This is a genomic window from Pseudorhodoferax sp. LjRoot39, assembly GCF_964253035.1.
Taxonomy (GTDB): domain Bacteria; phylum Pseudomonadota; class Gammaproteobacteria; order Burkholderiales; family Burkholderiaceae_C; genus Pseudorhodoferax.
The window spans coordinates 4,180,999-4,195,524 of the sequence record NZ_CAXUQL020000001.1 but is presented as its reverse complement, the minus strand read 5'-3'; the positions used below and the strand labels follow the sequence as shown (position 1 = coordinate 4,195,524).

At 70.8% G+C, this 14,526-nt stretch carries 15 protein-coding genes; 4 read left to right on the top strand and 11 right to left on the bottom strand.

Translation table 11 applies throughout. The features are described from left to right. Positions 1-18: 18 nt before the first annotated feature. From ACSQ4M_RS19515 to icd, 4 genes are all read right to left on the bottom strand, one after another. On the bottom strand, positions 19-993 hold the full coding sequence (locus ACSQ4M_RS19515; protein ID WP_436191081.1) for a FecR family protein: 975 nt from the start codon (positions 991-993) through the stop codon (positions 19-21). Positions 994-1,079: 86 nt separating this feature from the next. Next, positions 1,080-1,598, bottom strand: coding sequence for an RNA polymerase sigma factor (locus ACSQ4M_RS19510; protein WP_436191080.1), 519 nt, complete (start codon positions 1,596-1,598; stop codon positions 1,080-1,082). 11 nt (positions 1,599-1,609) lie between these two features. Further along, positions 1,610-2,257 carry an STN domain-containing protein gene (locus tag ACSQ4M_RS19505; RefSeq protein ID WP_436191079.1) on the bottom strand — a complete coding sequence of 216 codons (648 nt, stop codon included), beginning with the start codon at positions 2,255-2,257 and terminating at the stop codon, positions 1,610-1,612. A 240-nt stretch (positions 2,258-2,497) separates the two neighbouring features. Continuing rightward, on the bottom strand, positions 2,498-3,751 hold the full coding sequence (gene icd, locus ACSQ4M_RS19500) for an NADP-dependent isocitrate dehydrogenase (protein WP_436191078.1): 1,254 nt from the start codon (positions 3,749-3,751) through the stop codon (positions 2,498-2,500). Positions 3,752-3,927: 176 nt separating this feature from the next. Between icd and ACSQ4M_RS19495 the strand changes: the two genes are divergently transcribed. Further along, a complete protein-coding gene (locus ACSQ4M_RS19495; protein WP_436191077.1) occupies positions 3,928-4,380 on the top strand; it encodes a DUF192 domain-containing protein in 453 nt (150 codons plus the stop codon). On the opposite strand, the gene ACSQ4M_RS19490 is transcribed toward ACSQ4M_RS19495, so the two are convergent. Further along, the gene (locus ACSQ4M_RS19490) at positions 4,370-5,284 is read right to left on the bottom strand and encodes a LysR family transcriptional regulator (RefSeq protein WP_436191076.1); all 915 of its coding nucleotides are present in this window, start codon (positions 5,282-5,284) and stop codon (positions 4,370-4,372) included. The genes ACSQ4M_RS19495 and ACSQ4M_RS19490 overlap by 11 nt on opposite strands. Before the next feature lie 101 nt (positions 5,285-5,385). Between ACSQ4M_RS19490 and ACSQ4M_RS19485 the strand changes: the two genes are divergently transcribed. Continuing rightward, entirely contained in the window at positions 5,386-6,405 is a 1,020-nt protein-coding gene (locus tag ACSQ4M_RS19485) for a zinc-binding alcohol dehydrogenase family protein (protein ID WP_436191075.1), read from the top strand. Between the two features lie 96 nt (positions 6,406-6,501). Continuing rightward, the gene (locus tag ACSQ4M_RS19480) at positions 6,502-7,047 is read left to right on the top strand and encodes a hemerythrin domain-containing protein (RefSeq protein ID WP_436191074.1); all 546 of its coding nucleotides are present in this window, start codon (positions 6,502-6,504) and stop codon (positions 7,045-7,047) included. Positions 7,048-7,052: 5 nt separating this feature from the next. On the opposite strand, the gene ACSQ4M_RS19475 is transcribed toward ACSQ4M_RS19480, so the two are convergent. From ACSQ4M_RS19475 to ACSQ4M_RS19450, 6 genes are all read right to left on the bottom strand, one after another. After that, entirely contained in the window at positions 7,053-8,042 is a 990-nt protein-coding gene (locus ACSQ4M_RS19475) for an NAD(P)H-dependent flavin oxidoreductase (protein ID WP_436191073.1), read from the bottom strand. A 38-nt stretch (positions 8,043-8,080) separates the two neighbouring features. After that, a complete protein-coding gene (locus ACSQ4M_RS19470) occupies positions 8,081-9,577 on the bottom strand; it encodes an AMP-binding protein (RefSeq protein ID WP_436191072.1) in 1,497 nt (498 codons plus the stop codon). A gap of 90 nt (positions 9,578-9,667) precedes the next feature. Further along, positions 9,668-10,354: a TetR/AcrR family transcriptional regulator gene (locus ACSQ4M_RS19465; protein WP_436191071.1), complete on the bottom strand. Its 687-nt coding sequence runs from the start codon at positions 10,352-10,354 to the stop codon at positions 9,668-9,670. Positions 10,355-10,392: 38 nt separating this feature from the next. Then, the gene (locus ACSQ4M_RS19460) at positions 10,393-12,048 is read right to left on the bottom strand and encodes a DUF6351 family protein (protein ID WP_436191070.1); all 1,656 of its coding nucleotides are present in this window, start codon (positions 12,046-12,048) and stop codon (positions 10,393-10,395) included. Between the two features lie 26 nt (positions 12,049-12,074). Further along, complete coding sequence (locus tag ACSQ4M_RS19455) at positions 12,075-13,049, bottom strand: Bug family tripartite tricarboxylate transporter substrate binding protein (RefSeq protein ID WP_436191069.1); 975 nt, start codon at positions 13,047-13,049, stop codon at positions 12,075-12,077. A 27-nt stretch (positions 13,050-13,076) separates the two neighbouring features. Continuing rightward, positions 13,077-13,550, bottom strand: coding sequence for a DUF3237 domain-containing protein (locus ACSQ4M_RS19450; protein ID WP_436191068.1), 474 nt, complete (start codon positions 13,548-13,550; stop codon positions 13,077-13,079). 113 nt (positions 13,551-13,663) lie between these two features. Here ACSQ4M_RS19450 and ACSQ4M_RS19445 point away from each other — a divergent pair, with 113 nt between their 5' ends. After that, on the top strand, positions 13,664-14,503 hold the full coding sequence (locus ACSQ4M_RS19445) for a helix-turn-helix transcriptional regulator (RefSeq protein WP_436191067.1): 840 nt from the start codon (positions 13,664-13,666) through the stop codon (positions 14,501-14,503). Positions 14,504-14,526: the final 23 nt, after the last annotated feature.

The following is a 14,526-nucleotide window of genomic DNA, read 5'->3' as shown; positions in this document are numbered from 1 at the left end:
AAGCGGCGATAAGGCGGCTCAGCTGAGCAGCAGCACGCCGCCCGGCAAGCTGCGCGCCGTGAGCCCGAAGACGTGCTGCAGCTGCGTGAGCGCCAGGTCCAGCGCCGCGATGGCGAACTGGCCGGTGACGGCCTTGTCGCGCACCTTGTCGTTCATGAGCACGATGCGGCCGGGCCGGTAGCGGCCGATCTCATCCAGCGCCTCGGCCAACCGGGTCTGGCGGAACACCAGCTGGCCGCTGCGCCAGGCCGAGACCACGGCGGGGTCGATGGCGGCCACGCCGCTCACGGCCTGCGTGTCGTACACGGCCTGCTGGCGCGCCTGCAGCTGGCGTTGCGCGGAGGGGTGCAGGATGCGCACCGCGCCTTCGATGCAGGTCACGCGGACCTTGCCGTCCATGCAGCGCACTTCGAAACGGCCGGACTCGGCGGTGCTGATGCCGTTGCCGGCGGTGATGGAGAAAGGCTGCCCGTTCTGCTGGAAGTCCACGGCGGCCTCGCCGGCCAGCAGATCCAGCCCCAGGGCCTCGCCGCCGCCCGACTGCCGGCGTGCACGTGTGCGGGTGTTGAGCGTGACCTGCACATGGCCGACCTGCGCCAGCGCGCGCTGCTCGCCGGCGGCGGTCTGGTCCTCGCTGGCCGCCGTGGTGGCCGACCAGGTGCCCAGCAAGGGAAAGCCGACCGCGATGCCGGCCACGCTCGCTGCGGCCGCCGCACCCAGCACGGCGCGGCGCGGCAGCCGGGCCGGTTGCTGCACGCGCCCGCGCGCCGCCGCCAGGGCTGGATCGGCGCGCAGCAGGCTGCCGGTGGCAGCATGCATGGCGCCCCAGCGTCGCCTGGCCTCGTTGTAGGCGGCCTGGTGCGCCGGGCTGGTACCCACCCAGCGCGCCAGGGCCCGCGCGTCCAGGTCGCTGGCCTGGCCCGACGCGAGCAGGCGCAGCCATTCCCAAGCCTGTTGCTGGAGTTCGGGACGGGGCCCCACTTGCTCGACCATGGCTGCTGCCTTCCTCAGAACGGGTTCGCCGCGGGCGCACGCGGGCGCCCGGAGCTACAACGAACCAGCCATGCAAAACCCGCCATCTAGGATTTTCCGAGCGCCAGGAAATGCGCGTCCAGCGCATCGTGGGCGCGTTTGAGCTCGTACTCGACGGTGCGCAGCGACACGCCCAGGCGCCTGGCCACTTCCTTCTGGGGCACGCCGTCCCAGTGCACCAGCACGAGGATGAGCCGGCGCCGTTCCGGCAGGGCTTCCATGGCGCGGGTCAGCTGCGCCAGCTCCGAGCGCGACTCGGCCAGCTGCGCCGGGCCCGGCTTCGGATCGGCCAGCCCCTCCAGCAGCTCCTCGACCTCGTCGCCGTCGAGGATGCGGCGCTGCCGGCGCTGGATGTCGACCGCGATGTTGACCGCCACGCGCATGAGGTAGGCACCCGGGCTGTCCATGACGCGCTGCTCGTCCTTGGCCTTGAGGCGCACCCAGGTGTCGTGCAGGGCATCGCTGGCGAGGTCCGCACAGCCCAGCACGTGCGTGAGCCGCGACTTGAGGCTGGCATAGCACTGCGTGAGGTAGTCCAGCAGCGGGAGTTCCGCCTTGTGCGACATCGGGCCGCTTCCTAGCCGCACGGCGACGCGGCACCGGCCGGCGTCGGCGCGAGGGCCATGGTCAGGGGCTGGCCGACGAAGCCGGCCGGCGGCGCGACGTCCAGGCGCAGGCGCCGCAGCGCGGCCAGCAGCACCGCATCGCGGCCGGCATCGCCGCTGGAGTCCAGCAGGCGGGCCGAGTCGACCGCGCCGGACGCGTCGAGCGCGAACTGGAACAGCACACGGTAGGTGCCCGGCCGGGTGCGCAGGTCGGCGCACAACACCTGCATGGTGCGCGATTGCAGCAGCCCGGCGAAACCGTCCAGTGCCAGGCGGGGCGCCGGCGCGGCCGCCTCGGTCCCGGTCGCGGGCCGCAACAGGAAGGTGGTGCCAGCCTGGGTCTCCACACGGTCGGAACTCAAGCCCGTTCCTTGCAGCAGCAGGCGCAGGGCCTGCGACGCGGAATGGCGTCCGCGCACCGGAGACGACACCAGCCCGGCGACCATGTCACTGGAGAACAGCGCCGGCTGCCGCGTGGTCCGGCCGTAGCGCTGCAAGGCCTGTTCGAGCGGCAGCGCGGGAATGTCGAAGGCGATGGTCTGCGGTGCGGCGGCCTGGTCCGTGTCCGGCGCCGTGACCGGCACGGCCGGCTGCGCCATGCCGGCGGCACATGCCAGCATGGCAGCGGCCGCAGCCGCGCCATGGGCACACCGACGAGAGAAGCGACCGACTTGGCACAGTGCAGGCATCCTGGATGAGCCTGCGATGGTCACCGGCCGCCGTTACAACGGCGTTACACCACGGCACACGATCTCATGGCGTGCAGCCCGCCGGAGTTCCATGGGCGCTGAAACGCGAAGGCCGTCGACTTCCTCGGAAATCGACGGCCTTCGCACTGCGCGGGGCAAGGTGGCGCTGTGCTACATCTGCTCGATCATGACCTGCCCGAAGCCCGAGCACGAGACCTGCGTGGCCCCGTCCATGAGCCGCGCGAAGTCGTAGGTGACCTTCTTGGACAGCACGGCCTGCTCCATCGCGTGGATGACGAGGTCGGCGGCCTCCTTCCAGCCCATGTGGCGCAGCATCATCTCGGCCGACAGGATCAGCGAGCCGGGGTTCACGTAGTCCTTGTCCGCGTACTTGGGCGCCGTGCCGTGCGTGGCCTCGAACAGGGCCACGGTGTCGGACATGTTGGCGCCGGGCGCGATGCCCATGCCGCCGACCTGCGCGGCCAGCGCGTCGGAGATGTAGTCGCCGTTGAGGTTCAGCGTGGCGATCACGTCGTACTCGGCCGGGCGCATCAGGATCTGCTGCAGGAAGGCGTCGGCGATCACGTCCTTGACCATGATCCACTTGCCGGTGTCGGGGTTCTTGAAGCGGCACCACAGGCCGTCGTCGATGCGTTCGGCGCCGAATTCCTTCTGCGCCAGCGCATAGCCCCAGTCACGGAAGGCACCTTCCGTGAACTTCATGATGTTGCCCTTGTGCACCAGCGTGACGCTGTCGCGCTGGTGGTCGATGGCGTATTGCAGGGCCCTGCGTACCAGGCGCTCCGTGCCCTCGCGCGAGACCGGCTTGACGCCGATGCCCGAGGTCTCGGGGAAGCGGATGGTCGTCACGCCCAGCTCCTTGCGCAGGAAGTCGATGAGCTTGATGGCCTCGGGCGTCTGGGCCGCGAACTCGATGCTGGCGTAGATGTCTTCCGAGTTCTCGCGGAAGGTGACCATGTCGGTCTTCTCGGGCTCCTTGAGCGGCGAAGGCACGCCCTTGAAGTAGCGCACCGGACGCAGGCAGACGTACAGGTCCAGCAGTTGGCGCAGCTTGACGTTGAGCGAGCGGATGCCGCCGCCCACGGGCGTGGTCAGCGGGCCCTTGATGGCCACCACGTGCTCGCGCACGGCGGCCACGGTCTCCTCGGGCAGCCAGGTGTCGGCGCCATACAGGCGCGTGGCCTTCTCGCCGGCGTAGATCTCCATCCACTGGATCTGGCGCTGGCCGCCGTAAGCCTTGGCCACGGCCGCATCGACCACCTTGCGCATGACCGGCGAGATGTCGCGGCCCACGCCATCGCCTTCGATGAACGGGATGATGGGCTCATCGGGCACGTTCAGCGAGTGGTCGGCATTGACCGTGATCTTCTGGCCGCGGGCGGGCGGCGCGATGTGCTGGGACATGGTGGGGACAAACTCCGGCGCAGGCTTGGGTGATCTGGGACGCGGTGCGCGCCATGGCTTCGCACCGGACGAAAAGCGCGCGGATTCTAGCCTTCGCCCTGCGGCAAGCCCTGGCGCGCAAGCGACTGCACGGCGTGGAAGAATGGCCGCTTTGCCGTCACCGAAAGACCGCCGTCATGCGTCTGTTGCTCCGCCTGCTCGCCCCCCTGCTCTTCGCCAGCTTCGCCGGCGCCGGCCTGGCCCAGGAAGGGCCGCAGCTCGACCTGCCGCGCACCCAGCTCGCGGCCGGCATGCACCACCTGGACGTGCAGCTGGCCACCACGCCGGTGCAGCGCCAGATCGGTCTCATGAACCGCAAGGAGATGCCGCAGCACGAGGGCATGCTGTTCATCTTCGAGGAGCCCGGCGTGCAGTGCTTCTGGATGAAGAACACGCTGCTGCCGCTGACCGCGGCCTTCGTCGACGATGCCGGCGTGATCGTGAACCTGGTGGACATGAAGCCGCAGACCACCGATTCGCACTGCTCGGCCAAGGCGGTGCGCTTCGTGCTCGAGATGAACGTGGGCTGGTTCGCCAAGAAGGGCATCAAGGCCGGCTACCAGCTGGCCGGCCAGCCGTTCAAGCGCTGAGCTCCCCTTTCGCCATCGCGGCGAAGCGCGCATGCAGCCAGTCGCGCAGGCTGCGCACCGCCGGCGTCAGCTGCCGGCGCGCCGGCACCACCAGGGCCAGCGGCGAGGGCTCGCCCAGCCAGTGCGGGTTCACGTGCACGAGCCGTCCCGCCGCCAGTTCGGCCGCCACGTCCAGCCAGGACTTGTAGGCGATGCCCAGGCCGGCCAGCGCCCAGCGCTTGACGACCTCGCCGTCGTTGGCCGAACGGCGGCCCTGTACGGGCACCTGCCGCCATTGGCCATCGACCTGCAGCGGCCAGGCGGCCGGCACCTCGCCACCCAGCATGAAACGCAGCGCCTCGCGCGTGCCCAGGTCCTCGGGCGTGGCCGGGCTGCCCAGCTGCGCCAGGTAGCCGGGCGAGGCCACCAGCACGCGCCGGTTGTCGGGCGCCAGCGGCAGCGCCACCTGCGTGGCCGCATCGGGCGCGCCGTAGCGGATGGCCAGGTCGATCGGCGTACGCAGCAGGTCGCTGTTGCGGTCGGCCAGGTGCAGGCGCAGCGCCAGCTGCGGGTGGCGCTGCTGGAATTCCTCCAGCCAGGGCAGCAGCACATGGCGGCCCAGGTCGGACGGCAGGGCCAGCTGCAGCTCGCCCTGCAGCGCCTGGTGCTGGGCCTGCGCCGCGTCGCGCGCCTGCTGCAAGGCCTGCAGGGCCTGGCGCACATGGGGCAGCAGCCGCTCGCCCTCCGCCGATGGACGCAGGCTGCGCGTGCTGCGCACAAACAGCGGCACGCCCCATTGCGCTTCCATGCGCTTGACGGCGGCGCTGGCGGCGGCCGGCGACCAGTCGAGCGCGCGGGCGGCGGCCGTGAGGCTGCCGAGTTCGGCCGCGCGCACCAGCAGTTCGAGGTCGGCAATGCGGGTCATCGTTCCATTTTCTTTGAAAGTGATTCGCGCCCTGGCCGCTGTATTCGGTGGTGAAGCCGCGCCACACTCACGCCACTCCCTTGTTTTTCGGAAAGATCACCATGCAAGCCATCGCCTACCAGAACGCCCTGCCGATCAGCGACCCGCGCGCGCTGCAGGATGTGACCCTGCCCGACCCGACGCCCGGCCCGCACGACCTGCTGGTCGAGGTGCGCGCCATCGCCGTGAACCCGGTGGACACCAAGGTGCGCGCCAGCACCAGCGCCGAACCCGGCGGCTGGAAGGTGCTGGGCTGGGATGCCGTGGGCACCGTGCGCGCGGTGGGCAGCGCCGTGACGCTGTTCCAGCCGGGCCAGCGCGTCTGGTATGCGGGAGCGATCAACCGGCCCGGCGCCAATGCCGAACTGCATCTGGTGGACGAGCGCATCGCGGCGCTGGCGCCCACCAGCCTCACGGACGCCGATGCCGCCGCGCTGCCGCTCACCGCCATCACGGCCTGGGAACTGCTGTTCGACCGGCTCGGCATCGCGCGCGACACGGCACCCAGCAACGACAGCCTGCTGGTCGTTGGCGCGGCCGGCGGCGTGGGCTCCATCCTGCTGCAACTCGCGCGCAACCTGACGGGCCTGAACGTGGTCGCCACGGCCTCGCGGCCCGAAACGCAGGACTGGGTGCGCAAGCTCGGCGCCCACCACGTGATCGACCACAGCCGGCCGCTGGCCCAGGCACTGAAGGACGCCGGCCTGCCCGCGCCGCGCTACGTGGTCGGCCTCACGCAGACCGACAAACACTTCGCCCAGATCGCCGAATTGATCGCGCCGCAGGGCCGCTTCGGCCTGATCGACGACCCCAAGCCGGGCAGCATCGACATCTCGCTGCTCAAGCGCAAGGCGGTCTCGCTGCACTGGGAGCTGATGTTCACGCGCTCGCTGTTCCAGACGCCCGACATGGTCGAGCAGCACCGGCTGCTGACCGAGGTGGCCCGCTTGGTCGATGCCGGCCTGCTGCGCTCGACCATCGGCGAGCACTACGGCCGCATCAACGCCGAGAACCTGCGCCGTGCCCATGCCCACCTCGAGAGCGGCCAGGCGCGCGGCAAGATCGTGCTGGAAGGCTTCTGAGAAATCGGCCGGCGTTTGATGCGGGTCAAACGCCGGCCTGTTCATGCCTGCGGTCATGCGCGTCCGCGCGCACCGGCGGGGACAATGCCGGTGCGCATGAACGTCCCGCACCCGCTGCTGCACACCGGCCCCAGCGTCGGCTTCGACCAGCCCTTCGAGATGCTGGCGGCCTGCCATGCGCGCATGGAGCGCTCGCTGGACCTGCTCGAGCGCCTGGGCCGGCACCTGCACGACCGGGGCTGCGACGCCCAAGCCCGCAGCGCCGCAACCGATGTGCTGCGCTACTTCGATATCGCCGCGCCGCTGCACCACCAGGACGAGGAACTGCACGTGCTGCCGCTGTTGCGTGAGCGCGGCAAGGCAGGCCTGGCCGCGCGGCTGCGCGCCGACCACCAGGTCATGGAGCACGACTGGGCGCGGCTGCGACCGGACCTGCTGGCGGTCGTCGACGGTGGGCTGGATGCGCAGGCGCTGCAGGCCGCGGTGGCGCGCTGGACGCAGTTCGCTGCGCTGTACCGCCGGCACCTGGCGGCCGAAGAGGCCATGGCCTTCCCGGTGGTCGCAGGCGGGCTCACGCCGATGCAACAGCAGGCCATGGGCAAGGAGATGGCCGCCAGGCGCGGGGCCACCCCACTGCGCTGAACGGCTCAGGCCGCCTGCGCCACCTCGGGCAGCACGCGCTGCACCCATTCGCGCCGGGCTGCGCCGTATTCCTGCGCCAGGCGCGCCACCAGCTCGCCGGCCGGCGGCACGTCGCGCAGCACGCCGATGCCCTGGCCGCAGCCCCAGATCTCCTTCCAGGCCTTGGGCTTCTGGCGGTCGGAGCCGAAGTCCATCTTGGACGGATCGCTGGTCGGCAGCGCGTCCGGGTCCATGCCGGCGTTGCGGATCGAGGGCTTGAGGTAGTTGCCGTGCACGCCCGTGATGAGGTTGGTGTGCACGATGTCCTTGGCGCTGCTGTCCACGATCATCTGCTTGTAGTCAGGGGCAGCGTTGGCCTCCTGCGTGGCGATGAAGGCCGAGCCGACATAGGCCAGGTCGGCGCCCAGGGTCTGGGCCGACAGGATGGCCCGGCCCGAGGCGATGGCGCCGGAGAGCAGCAGCGGGCCGTCGAACCACTCGCGGATCTCCTGGATCAGGGCAAATGGCGACTGGAAGCCCGCGTGGCCGCCGGCCCCGGCCGCCACCGCGATCAGGCCGTCGGCGCCCTTGTCGATCGCCTTGTGCGCGAAGGCGTTGTCGATCACGTCGTGCAGCACGATGCCGCCCCAGGCGTGCACGGCGTCGTTGATCTCGGTGCGCGCGCCCAGCGAGGTGATCACGATGGGCACCTTGAACCTGGCGCAGACCGCCATGTCGTGCTCGAGCCGGTCGTTGGAGCGGTGCACGATCTGGTTGACCGCGAACGGGGCCGAGGGCGCCTCGGGGTGCTGGCGGTCGTACTCGGCGAGTTCGGTCGTGATGCGCTCCAGCCAGACCTCCAGCTGCTCGGCCGGCCGCGCGTTGAGCGCCGGGAACGAGCCCACGATGCCGGCCTTGCACTGGGCGATGACCAGGTCAGGGTTGGAGATGATGAACAGCGGCGAGGCCACGACGGGCAGGCGCAGGCGCTGGGACAGGATGGGGGGCAGGCTCATGGCGGCAGGTCTCCTCGGGTGGTGAACAAAAAAACGGGTCAGATGCGGCGCGCGACGCCTTCCCAGTAGGGCGCGCGCAGCCGGCGCTTGAAGATCTTGCCGGTGTCCTCGCGCGGCAGGCTGTCGTGGAAGGCGATGGTGCGCGGTACCTTGTAGTTGGCCAGGCGCTCGCGCAGCCAGGCCTGCACCGCGGCCGCGTCGACGGCGGCGCCGGGGTGCAACTGCACCGCCGCGGCCAGACCTTCGCCGAACTCGGCGTCGGGGATGCCGAACACCGCCGCGTCGGCCACGCCGGGCATGGTCAGCAGCTCGGCCTCGATCTCGGCCGGATAGATGTTCACGCCGCCGGAGATCACCATGTCGGACTGGCGGTCGCAGATGAACAGGTAGCCGTCGGCGTCCAGGTAGCCCATGTCGCCCAGCGTGACCAGGCCATCACGGCCGATGGCGGCGCGCGCCTCGTCGCGGCCGATGTAGCTGAAGTCGGGCATGGCCGGCTGGCGCACGTAGATCAGGCCCATCTGGCCGGTGGGCACGGGCGCGCCGGCCTCGTCGAGGATGCGCAGCTGCGCCGCGCCCAGCGCGCGCCCGGCCGAGCCGGGACGCTCCAGCCAGCTCGCGCTGTCGATGAAGGTGGTGTAGCCCGCCTCGCTGGAGCCATAGGCCTCGGTGATGACGGGGCCGAACCACTCGATCATCCGGCGCTTGAGCTCGGGCGCGCAGGGCGAGCCCGTGGAAGAGACCTGTTGCAGCGACGCGAGGTCGTGGCGGCTGCGCACGGTGTCAGGCAAGGCCAGCAGGCGCTGGTACATGGTCGGCACCAGGTAGGCGTGGGTGACGCGGTAGCGTTCGATCAGCGCCAGCGTGCGCTCGGCCGAGAAGCCCGGCTCCAGCACCAGCGTGGCACCGGCGCCGCAGCAGCTCAGCACGAAAGACATGGTGGCGCTGTGGTACATGGGCGCGCTGAGCAGGGCCGTGGAGGCGGCCGTCACGCCGTAGACCGTGCGGCCAACCAGTTGGCTGGCGGCGTCCAGCGCCGCCCGCCGTTCGGGTGGCACCGGCAGGCGGCGCACGCCCTTGGGCCGCCCCGTGGTGCCCGAGGTGTAGACCACGGTGTTGAAGGCCACCGCCGTGGCCGGCGGCAGCGGCGCATGGCCCTGTGCGAAGGCGCTGGCCCAGTCATCGCCCTGCGTCTCGTCGGCGGGCACGGCCTGCACGGCCACGCCCTCGCGCACGCCACCGGCGATCTGCGCTTGCAGATCCTCGTGCACGAGCAGCACGCGCGCGCCGCTGTCGGCCAACAGGAAGCCCGCCTCGGCCGCCTTGAAATGCCAGTTGATGGAGACCAGGTAGACACCCGCGCGCCGGCAGGCGATGGTGGTGGCCACGTAGGCCGGACCGTTGCGCAGCATCACGGCCGCGGTGTCGCCCTCGCCCACGCCGAGCGCGCGCAGGCCGCCCGAGATGCGGTCGGCCAGTTCGGCCATGGCCGCGGGCGACCAGGTCTGGTCTGCGAACACCAGCGTGGGATGCATGCACGTCTCCTTTGTTGCGCCGAACTAGGCACTGTCTAGTTGGCGGCGAGGTTAGCACGTACGCGGCCTGCGCCGCAAGTCGCCAAGGTGTCAGCGCGGCGCGGCCGCCAGGCCGGCGATGGCCAGCAGGCAGAAGCGCACCAGGGCCTCGCCACTGTGCTCGGTGCTCTGGCGCGGGCCGCTGCGGATGGGCGCGCCGCGGCCGTGCATGCGCAACGTGGCCAGGCCGTGCGCGGCGGCCCAGACGATGTTCGCCACGTCGTCCTCGCTGAGCGTGCCGGCGCGCGGCGAGGGCAACAGTGGCAGCACCACGCTGCGCAGCATGGCGAACGAGGCCGTGCCGGCCTCCACGAGTTCGGGGTAGTCGTCGCGCCGACCCAGCAGCGGCCCGAACATGAGCTGAAAGCGCGCCGGATGGGCCTGCGCGAACGCGATGTAAGTCAGCAGCACGGCGCGCAACTGGCCCGGTCCGTCGGTCGCATCCACCGTGGCCAGCCGGCGCTGGCGCTGCGCCACCAGGTCACGGAAGCCCTGCGCCGCGATGGCGGCCAAGAGGCCGTTCTTGTCGCCGAAATGGTGGGCCGGCGCGCCCTGCGAGACGCCGGCGAGCTTGGCCGTGGCGCGCAGGCTCATGGCCTCGCTGCCCTCGGTGTCCAGCAGGTGCGTGCCCCACTGGATCAGCGACTCGCGCAGGTTGCCGTGGTGCCACTGGCCTTCGGGCTTGACGGCACGCACGCTCTTGCGGCGCGGAGGGGAAGCGGACTTGGCGGCTGTCATGGGCGGCGCATCTTAGGGCACGCGCCGCCCTGCCCCGCTCAGCTCGCCTCGCAGCTGAAGTTGGCCCCGTCCTCGATGCTGCCCGTGCCCTTGTACTTGGCGAACTTGGGATAGGCGCACAGCGGGCGCGTGCGGTTCGGGAAGGTGGCGTTGGTCGCGCTGGCCCGCGCGGCGATGCTGTCGGGCGCGACGCCCTTCTCCACCCAGTCCACCATGGCCTGCAGCGAGTCGTAGGTGTCGGTGGCAGGCCCGCCCGAGCAGTGCGCCATGCCGGGCACGAGGAAGTTGCGCGCAAAGCCCTGCGTGGCCGCGATGCCGCCGTTGTTGGCGGCCAGGCGTTGGTAGTAGTCCACCGTGTCCTTGGCCGAGAAGATCGGGTCGGCCATGCCGTGGATGAACAGCAGCTTGCCGCCGCGCGCCTTGTAGGCCGCGAGCCGGTCGTCGCTGTAGCTGTCGTAGACGGCCGAGAAGGCGGCCATGCGCGCCGGATCGGTGTCGAAGTTGAAGGCCAGCGCGTCGAAAGTGGGATCGGGCGGCGTGAAGAACTCGTTGCGCAGCGCGTCCAGCATCAGCGTGATGTAGCGCGAATTGGGCGTGGAGGTGGTCGAGGTGCCCAGCGTCCAGGCGCGCCAGCCGGCATCGCGGATGCCGGGGTCCCAGGGCTGGCCGGCGTAGAGCGCCTGGCCAGCCGTGTTCTTCGGGCCGCCGAACACGTCCTTGAGCGCGCCGACCTGGGCGGTGCTGATGCAGCTGTCGGTCTTGGCGCCGGTGCATTGCAGCACGGCCGGGTCGAAGCTGCAGGCCTGGGTGTTCTGCACCATGCCGTCGACCACACCGTCGCCGGCGTCGCAGGCCGCGAGCACGGCATCGGCCACGAGGTTCAGGTCGCTGTTGGAGAAGGCCTGCGACAGCACGGGCTTGCCGTCGGTGCCCAGCGGGGCGATGTCGTTGAACTTGCGGTTGTTCCACATCGCCGCCACGGTGGCGCCGCTGGACACGCGCATGGCCGGCGCGCCGGCCGTGATGCCGTCGAAGTAACTTGGAAAGCGTTGCGAGAACATCATGCCCTGGCGCCCGCCGCCCGAGCAGCCCGAGAAGTAGGCGTAGTTGGGCGCCTTGCCGTAGCGCCATTCGATCAGGGCCTTGGCCGATTGCGCGGTCTTGTCGTGCGCGTTGTAGGCATGGTCGATGCGCGCCTGCGGGTCGGCGCCGAAGCTCGCGCTCGTTCCCTGGTGGCCGCCATCGGCCGAGACCACGGCGTAGCCCTGGCCCAGCGGCGACGGCGTGCCGATGGAGATGCTGGAGGACAGCGAGGTGTCGCGCAGCGTGCCGTCGTTGCCGCCGCCGCCCAGGTACAGGAAGCGGCCGTTCCAGCGGTCCGGCAGGCTCAGCTCGAAGCCGATGGCGTAGGGCTTGCCGTCCACGCCCGTGCGCGCATCGCGGCTGCCGGTCACCACGCAGTGGCCGCCCAGGAAGTCGCCGGTGGTGGCGGTGCCAGGGCGCCGCGTGCCGGCGGCCACATAGCGCGTGGACAGCGTGGTGGCCGGCAGACCCGCCTTGGTGACCATGTCGGTGCAGGCGGCCTCGGCCGCCTTGGCGTCCAGCTCCAGCAGCGAGGCGCCGCCGCCGCCGCAGCCGGCGAGCAATGCCAGCGCGAGCGTGCACAAGGGAAAGGCGATGTGGGTGTTCTTCATCGGTGTGTCTCCTCCTTCGGTGGTTCTCAGTCGGCCTTGAAGCCCGTTGCGACGACCGCCTTGCCCCACTTGGCGGTGTCCGCGGCGATGACGCCGGCGAACTCCTGCTGCGTGGTGCCGGTCACGCGGAAGCCCGCGTCTTCCATCTTCTTCTGGCCGTCGGGCGAACGCATGGCGCGCACGATGTCGGCATTGAGCTTGGCGACGACCTCGGGCGGCGTCTTGCTTGGAGCCACGATGCCGAACCAGGAGTTGAACTCCAGGTTGGCGTAGCCCTGCTCCTTGAAGGTCGGCACCTCGGGCAGCGCGGCCGTGCGCTGCCCGCCCGTGCTGGCCAGCGCGACCAGCTTGCCCGACTTGACGTTGGGCGCGGCCAGGCCGGCACTGGCGAACACGCCCGAGACGTCGCCGCTGAAGATGCCGCTCATGGCGTCGCCCGTGGACTTGTAGTGCACGGGCTCGGGCTTGATGCCGATGGCGTCGCCGAACATGAAGGCGCCGAAGTGGCCAGGCGTGCCGGCGCCAAAGGTGGCCATGAACAGGCCCTTCTGCTGGCGCGTCCAGTCCACGTACTCCTTGACGTTCTTCGCCGGCACCTTCTGCGGGTTGACCAGCAGGATGAAGTCGGCCGTCACGACCTGCGACACCGGCACGAAGTCCTTGGCCGGGTCGTAGGGCAGCTTGTTGTAGCTGCTGGGCGCGATGCTGAGCTGGCCGGTCTCGCCCAGCATCAGCGTGTAGCCGTCGGGTGCGGCGCGCGCGGCCTCCGATGCGGCGATCAGGCCGGCCGCGCCAGGCTTGTTGTCCACGATCACGCCCAGGTTGCCCCAGCCTTCGGACAGCTTCTGCGCGAGCAGCCGCGCCACGATGTCGGGCCCGGTGCCGGCCGGAAAGCCGACGATGATGCGCACCGGCTTGCTCGGGTAGGCCGGGGCCTGCGCGAAGGCGGCGAAGGGCACGAGCGCGGCGGCGCACAGCGCCAGGCGGCGGTGGAATTTCATGGCATGTCTCCGTTGGATGGTGGGGATTCAGTCGAGTGCGAAGAAGCGCATCAGCACCTGGTCGGGGCGGCGCACGCCGCTGCCGACGAACAGGCGTTCGTTGATCCAGCCCAGCGCCTTGGAGGCGGTCTCGAAGCGCGGCTGGCAGCGGAAGTAGATCTGGCCGGGGTCGACCGGCTCGCCGCGCGCGAGGCGCTGCATGAGTTCGGGCGGGCCGCTGCGCACGGCCTGGTTCTGCACGAACACCAGATCGCCGCCGTCGAGCTCGACCACGTAGCGCGCGTCCAGCTCGGCATAGCCTGCGTGTACGATGAGCTGGAAGTCGGCCCCGCCGGGCAGCACGCGGCCGCGCCAACCCTCGCCCTGCACCGTGCCACCCAGGATGGGGATCACGCGGCGCAGGCCGTGCGGCACGGCGCCGACGACCTGGGGATCGGCCACCTCGACGGCGAAGCCGGCGAAGGGCCGCAGCTGCGGCACGGGGATCGAAGCGGGGTCCATGGCGTGGGTCTGGCGTGGGTGCGAAAGGGCTGGAGAATCGGCGCCGAGCGTAGATCCGCCAGGTGGCGGCAGCAGTCATCCCAGAGGATGACGGAAGAACCCGGAGACACAGCATGCGCAAATGGGCACCCACGGCCTGGCAGGCAGGCAGTTCGCCGGCCGGCTTCGGCGCGCCGGTCGGCGTGTCGGTCGGTGCGTCGGTTGGCGTGTCGGTCGGCGCCATGGTCGAGTGCCTGGGCACGGACGATTTCGGCGCCCGCCTGCTGCAGCAGTTGCACCCGCTGCTGCCGGCCGCTTCGTGGTCGGTCTACCAGGTCGGGCCGGGCTGCGCGCCGCAGCTCTACCTCTCAGCCAGCCTGGGCATCCCCGACACCACCCGCGCCTGCTGGAACGCCTACCTGTCCGGCCCGGTGCAGGGCGACCGCAGCCTGGGCTTCGACGAGGCGCCGGGCCAGCGCATGCAGCTGTGCCACATCACGGCGCGCGAGGTGCCGAACGAGCACCGCGCCCGCGTCTACGAGGCCCACGGCATGGCCGAGCGCGTGTCCATCGTGCAGCACGCCGACGATGGCGCGCTGTTCGCCGTCAACTTCTACCGCCATGGGCACCAGAGTGCGCTCAGCGACGCGCAGATCGGCAACTTCGAGCAGCTGGCCCCGGCGCTGCTGGCGCTGGCGCGCAAGCAGGTGGCGTTGCGTGGGCCAGCGCCCGCGCCGCAGCGCTCGCCCGAAGCCCTGCGCCAGCGCCTGCTGCAGCACAGCGGCGCGCTGACCGCGCGCGAGCTCGACGTCTGCACGCGGCTGCTGCGCGGCATGACGCAGGACGGCATCGCAGCCGATCTCGCGCTCTCGCTGCCCACCGTGAAGACCTACCGCAACCGTGCGTTCGCGCGGCTGGGCATCCACTTTCGCAACGAGCTGTTCGCGCTCGTGCTGGAGCGCGACGCCGGTTGAACCTAGATTCGGCAGTTGACCGC

What these genes read in the sequence shown, in the direction of transcription:
- ACSQ4M_RS19465 (WP_436191071.1), bottom strand. Translation starts at nt 10,354, where the DNA reads ATGACAGCCGCCAAGTCCGCTTCCCCTCCGCGCCGCAAGAGCGTGCGT.
- ACSQ4M_RS19470 (WP_436191072.1), bottom strand. Translation starts at nt 9,577, where the DNA reads ATGCATCCCACGCTGGTGTTCGCAGACCAGACCTGGTCGCCCGCGGCC.
- ACSQ4M_RS19510 (WP_436191080.1), bottom strand. Translation starts at nt 1,598, where the DNA reads ATGTCGCACAAGGCGGAACTCCCGCTGCTGGACTACCTCACGCAGTGC.
- ACSQ4M_RS19455 (WP_436191069.1), bottom strand. Translation starts at nt 13,049, where the DNA reads ATGAAATTCCACCGCCGCCTGGCGCTGTGCGCCGCCGCGCTCGTGCCC.
- ACSQ4M_RS19490 (WP_436191076.1), bottom strand. Translation starts at nt 5,284, where the DNA reads ATGACCCGCATTGCCGACCTCGAACTGCTGGTGCGCGCGGCCGAACTC.
- ACSQ4M_RS19460 (WP_436191070.1), bottom strand. Translation starts at nt 12,048, where the DNA reads ATGAAGAACACCCACATCGCCTTTCCCTTGTGCACGCTCGCGCTGGCA.
- ACSQ4M_RS19450 (WP_436191068.1), bottom strand. Translation starts at nt 13,550, where the DNA reads ATGGACCCCGCTTCGATCCCCGTGCCGCAGCTGCGGCCCTTCGCCGGC.
- ACSQ4M_RS19445 (WP_436191067.1), top strand. Translation starts at nt 13,664, where the DNA reads ATGCGCAAATGGGCACCCACGGCCTGGCAGGCAGGCAGTTCGCCGGCC.
- ACSQ4M_RS19480 (WP_436191074.1), top strand. Translation starts at nt 6,502, where the DNA reads ATGAACGTCCCGCACCCGCTGCTGCACACCGGCCCCAGCGTCGGCTTC.
- ACSQ4M_RS19505 (WP_436191079.1), bottom strand. Translation starts at nt 2,257, where the DNA reads ATGCTGGCATGTGCCGCCGGCATGGCGCAGCCGGCCGTGCCGGTCACG.
- ACSQ4M_RS19495 (WP_436191077.1), top strand. Translation starts at nt 3,928, where the DNA reads ATGCGTCTGTTGCTCCGCCTGCTCGCCCCCCTGCTCTTCGCCAGCTTC.
- ACSQ4M_RS19485 (WP_436191075.1), top strand. Translation starts at nt 5,386, where the DNA reads ATGCAAGCCATCGCCTACCAGAACGCCCTGCCGATCAGCGACCCGCGC.
- ACSQ4M_RS19475 (WP_436191073.1), bottom strand. Translation starts at nt 8,042, where the DNA reads ATGAGCCTGCCCCCCATCCTGTCCCAGCGCCTGCGCCTGCCCGTCGTG.
- ACSQ4M_RS19515 (WP_436191081.1), bottom strand. Translation starts at nt 993, where the DNA reads ATGGTCGAGCAAGTGGGGCCCCGTCCCGAACTCCAGCAACAGGCTTGG.
- icd (WP_436191078.1), bottom strand. Translation starts at nt 3,751, where the DNA reads ATGTCCCAGCACATCGCGCCGCCCGCCCGCGGCCAGAAGATCACGGTC.